The sequence below is a fragment of the Mycobacterium sp. genome (genome assembly GCF_049281135.1).
In the GTDB taxonomy this organism is placed as follows: domain Bacteria; phylum Actinomycetota; class Actinomycetes; order Mycobacteriales; family Mycobacteriaceae; genus Mycobacterium.
Genome location: NZ_JBAPRN010000357.1, coordinates 1 through 3,636 on the forward strand (window position 1 = coordinate 1; position 3,636 = coordinate 3,636).

The 3,636-nt window shown below is 65.1% G+C and carries 4 protein-coding genes and 1 pseudogene; 2 read left to right on the plus strand and 3 right to left on the minus strand.

Annotated elements, in window-relative coordinates:
* Positions 1 to 343 (minus strand): annotated as a pseudogene (locus tag WAN02_RS14355) (hypothetical protein); the annotation flags it as partial.
* Positions 333 to 1,454, minus strand: a complete 1,122-nt coding sequence (locus tag WAN02_RS14360; protein ID WP_422264870.1) for a sulfotransferase family protein — start codon at positions 1,452 to 1,454, stop codon at positions 333 to 335. The gene WAN02_RS14360 and the pseudogene WAN02_RS14355, both read right to left, overlap by 11 nt.
* Positions 1,455 to 1,499: 45 nt before the next feature.
* Here WAN02_RS14360 and WAN02_RS14365 point away from each other — a divergent pair, with 45 nt between their 5' ends.
* Positions 1,500 to 2,114: a TetR/AcrR family transcriptional regulator gene (locus WAN02_RS14365; protein ID WP_422264872.1), complete on the plus strand. Its 615-nt coding sequence runs from the start codon at positions 1,500 to 1,502 to the stop codon at positions 2,112 to 2,114.
* On the opposite strand, the gene WAN02_RS14370 is transcribed toward WAN02_RS14365, so the two are convergent.
* Positions 2,103 to 2,750 carry a TetR/AcrR family transcriptional regulator gene (locus WAN02_RS14370; RefSeq protein ID WP_422264873.1) on the minus strand — a complete coding sequence of 216 codons (648 nt, stop codon included), beginning with the start codon at positions 2,748 to 2,750 and terminating at the stop codon, positions 2,103 to 2,105. The two genes, WAN02_RS14365 and WAN02_RS14370, sit on opposite strands and share 12 nt — an antisense overlap.
* 70 nt (positions 2,751 to 2,820) lie before the next feature.
* Here WAN02_RS14370 and WAN02_RS14375 point away from each other — a divergent pair.
* The coding region (locus tag WAN02_RS14375) for a TIGR03621 family F420-dependent LLM class oxidoreductase (RefSeq protein ID WP_422264874.1) at positions 2,821 to 3,636 on the plus strand (816 nt) is incomplete at its 3' end.

Here is a 3,636-nt window from a genome sequence, read left to right on the forward strand (position 1 = left end):
CCTCGAAGGTCATCGTCCAGGTATCGAACGGCTCGATGCAGCGGAATCCCAGTCCGCCGGCGCCGAGCACGGTCGGACGGCCATCGGGCCCGTCGACCGGCCAACTGGAGCCGTTGTCGCGCAACCGGAACACCCGCCCGTCCGGGAAGGCGACGTTGACTTGGACGTCGTGCGCATCCCAGTTCGCCGCGACGGCCTCAATCCCGATGCGCGGCAGTCCCACTGCGCCGTGGTCGTCGACGACCCAGAAGCTCACCGAGTCGCGCATCTCCGGATCGTCGGGCTTCTGGGCGAATACCTGCTCGCGCTCCGGGTCGATGCCACCGGTCAAATCAATTGCCATGCAAGCTCCTTGCGACGTAGTCGGCGAATAACGGCCGGACCTTGTCGAGATCGATGCCGAACGCCATCGGGTCGGCGTGCGAGCTGGGTTCGCGTTCCAAGGCCGCCTCGGCCCACCAATCCCGCATGCGGGATTCGAATTCGTCACTGACCGGTTCGCCCAGCCAGCCGTACAGTCCCCTCACGGAGCCGATCGGATCGGCCTGCATCGCGCGAAAGTCGATGTCGTAGAAGCGCTTATCGGCTTCGCCGTCGCGGAAGCGCAGCGCTCGCTGCATGCCGACCGACCAGTGCTCGACGTTGAGTTGGCCGAGGTAACGGCGATCCAGATGATCGGTGAAACCGCCGACGATGTCGGCGTAGAGGTCGGCCACCGACAAGATGACATCGGTCGGATCGCGGTGGGTCATCACGAACCGCGCGTCCGGGAACACCTCGTTCAACGCATCGAGCCACAACACGTGCGACGGCGACTTCAACCGCCATGGCCGCGCCGGCTCGCCCCAGCTCAGCAGCTTCATCACCCGCCGCTGGTAGGCGTAGGTCGACGTCAGGTCGGCCTTTTCCACCAACCACGTCGAGTACGACGGAATCTGCGCAAACGCCTGAAAGATATGGGATTTGAAGTCCAGCGTCATCAGCTCCAGACACTCCATCGGAGCATGGGTGCCGCTCGGCACGTGCGCCCGCGAGCCGACCGTGTTGCCCTCGTCCATGGGAATCCGCGGATCCGGGCCCGTCACGGTCGACGGCGGCGGGCAGGGTTGCGACGACTCCCAGCGGCGCAGGTATCGGATCGCCGGATCCTGCGCGAGCAGCACCGACAACGCCGTCGAACCGGTGCGCGGTAGACCCAATCCGATCAGCGGCGGCAAGAGTTCGAGGTCGTCGATCTCCGGGTGACGGCGATACCAGTCCTCGACCTGCAGCCGCTGCGACAACGCGTTGACGATGCGGGCGTAGATGAAGCCCTCACCGCGCGCGTTGAGCCGGGCTTCATCGCGCAGCGAGGCGAGCAACAACTCGAGTCCTTCGCGGAACGAGTCGTCGCCGAAGTCCTCGAGACCGGTCTGCGCCACGGCTGCTCCGACGACGCCGTCGACATCGGCCATCATTAGCCCTTTCCGGAGAATCCGTGTCAGTATACTGACGCGATTATGAGCGAGTTGTCAACGTCCCGGCGCAGCTACAACAGCCCGGCGCGGCAAAAAGCCGCCGCGGCCACGCGGGGTCGCATCATCGATGCCGGCGTCGGACTGGTGCGCGGGTTCACCACCTGGGACTGGGATGAGCTGACCTTCCGCGCTGTCGCCGAACGCGCCGAGGTCAGCGAGCGCACGGTGTACCGCCATTTCCCGACCGAGCGGCATCTGCACGACGCGATCATGGGCCGGTTGGAAGACGAGGCCGGCATTGCCTATCAGGACGTCGGGCTGGACAACTTCGCCGAGGTGACGGCCCGGCTTTTCGCGTCGTTGGGGCAGTTCGCGATCAAGGACTCGATCGGCGCGCCACACGGAGCGGCTTTCGTGGGCGCCGAAGCCAAACGACACGATGCCCTGGATCGCGCCGTTCTCGCGCCACAGTTGCCGGACGCGCAACGCCGGGCGCTGGCCGGATTGCTCGACGTGTTGTGGAGCCCGCCCACCTACGAGCGGTTGGTGGGCGCGTGGAACCTCGACAAGAGTGAAGCGGCGCAGGCCGTGCAATGGCTGATCGCGAAAGTCATTGCGGCGGTGGAGAACAACGAGGCGCCAGCGCTACCGCAATAGCTGGTGTTGGAGGTTGTCGGTCAGCCATCGCTGGTACTGGTTTTGAGTCCATCCGCGTAGGCGGACAAGAGCGTGATGCAGGGTGGGGTCGTTGAAGATCCAGATGATGTCGCGCGCCTCATCGACATCCATACCCCTTCGCAGGCCGCCCTTCTCGTCGATTAATGCTGCGAAAGCCCGGGCGCCAGTGAGGCGTTGCTGACCGATTTCTTTCCAGAGGTCGTCGACCTCGGGGTCACACCCGGCCGCGGAGTGGATCGCCTCGCAGATGGCTGAGACCCGTTCGGCCGCCTCGGCAACGATGCGCGCATGCCCGGCGACGATCTCGGCCGGGTCGGTCAGCTGAAACAACTTGCGCGCCGCCGGGCGCTGCAGCAGCGGAACCGGCTCGTCGTCGCCGACGATCGCGCGGTCGTAGGCGGTTTTGAGCAGCCAGGGTTTACCCCCCGCCGCCGCGAACACGGTCGAGCGGCCCACACCCGCGGCTTCGGCGATCGCATCGATCGACGTCGCCGCGTACCCGCGCTCCACGAACAGTCGGGTCGCCGCGTCCAGCACGAGCTCGCGAGTTGCCGCGGCCTGCTCGGTGCGCAGCCGTGACTGATATCCACCTTTTTTCGCCGGACGGGAATTCATCGGACTCCTGTGACATTGACTGTACTAATAGTACGACGAACTTGACCTCTTTTAGCGGAAGGACACTGTCATGACGACTCGCCCCATCAAGCTGGGCCTGGCTTTGCTGGGCCAGGGACCTGTTTCGGAAATGGTCGAGCAGGCTCGGCGAGCCGAGTCCATCGGCTTCGAGGTGATCTTGCTGCCCGACCACCTCGGCTTCACCGCACCGCTGGTGCCGCTGGTCGCCATCGCCCAAGCCGCACCCACTGTCCAGGTCAGCAATCTGGTGCTCAACGCTTCGTTCTACTCACCCGCGTTGCTGGCACGAGACCTGGCGAGCGTGGACTCCGCAACGGGAGGGCGGCTCATCATCTCGTTGGGCACTGGCTACGTGGAAGAAGAATTCGATGCCGCGGGTCTGCCGTTCCCCAGCCCGCGCGAACGGGTGAACCGACTCACCGAGCACGTCACCGAGATCCGTCGACTGCTGTCCGACCCCGGTCACATACCGCCCTCGGTGCAAACCCCGCCGCCGATCATGGTTGCCGGCGTCGGCGACAAGCTGCTGACGATGGCTGCGCAACAGGCCGACATCGTCGCGATCGCGTCGACGGGGACCGAATCCGACTTGGCCGAGCGAATCGCTTTCGTCAGAGCGCAGGCGGGCGCTCGCGCCGACAACATCGAGTTGGGATTCGGATTCTTTCAGGTCTCCATGGACGATCCCAGCGACCTGTCACTGCTGAAGATGGTCGCACCCGACGCCAGCGAGTCCGAAATGCGCCAGTGGACAACGCTGCTCGACGGAACGGTCGACGAAGCCGCCGAGCGTATTCACCGGCTCCGCAACGACCTGGGCATAAGCTACTTCACCGTCAACGCCACCCCTGGCACCTCATGGAAC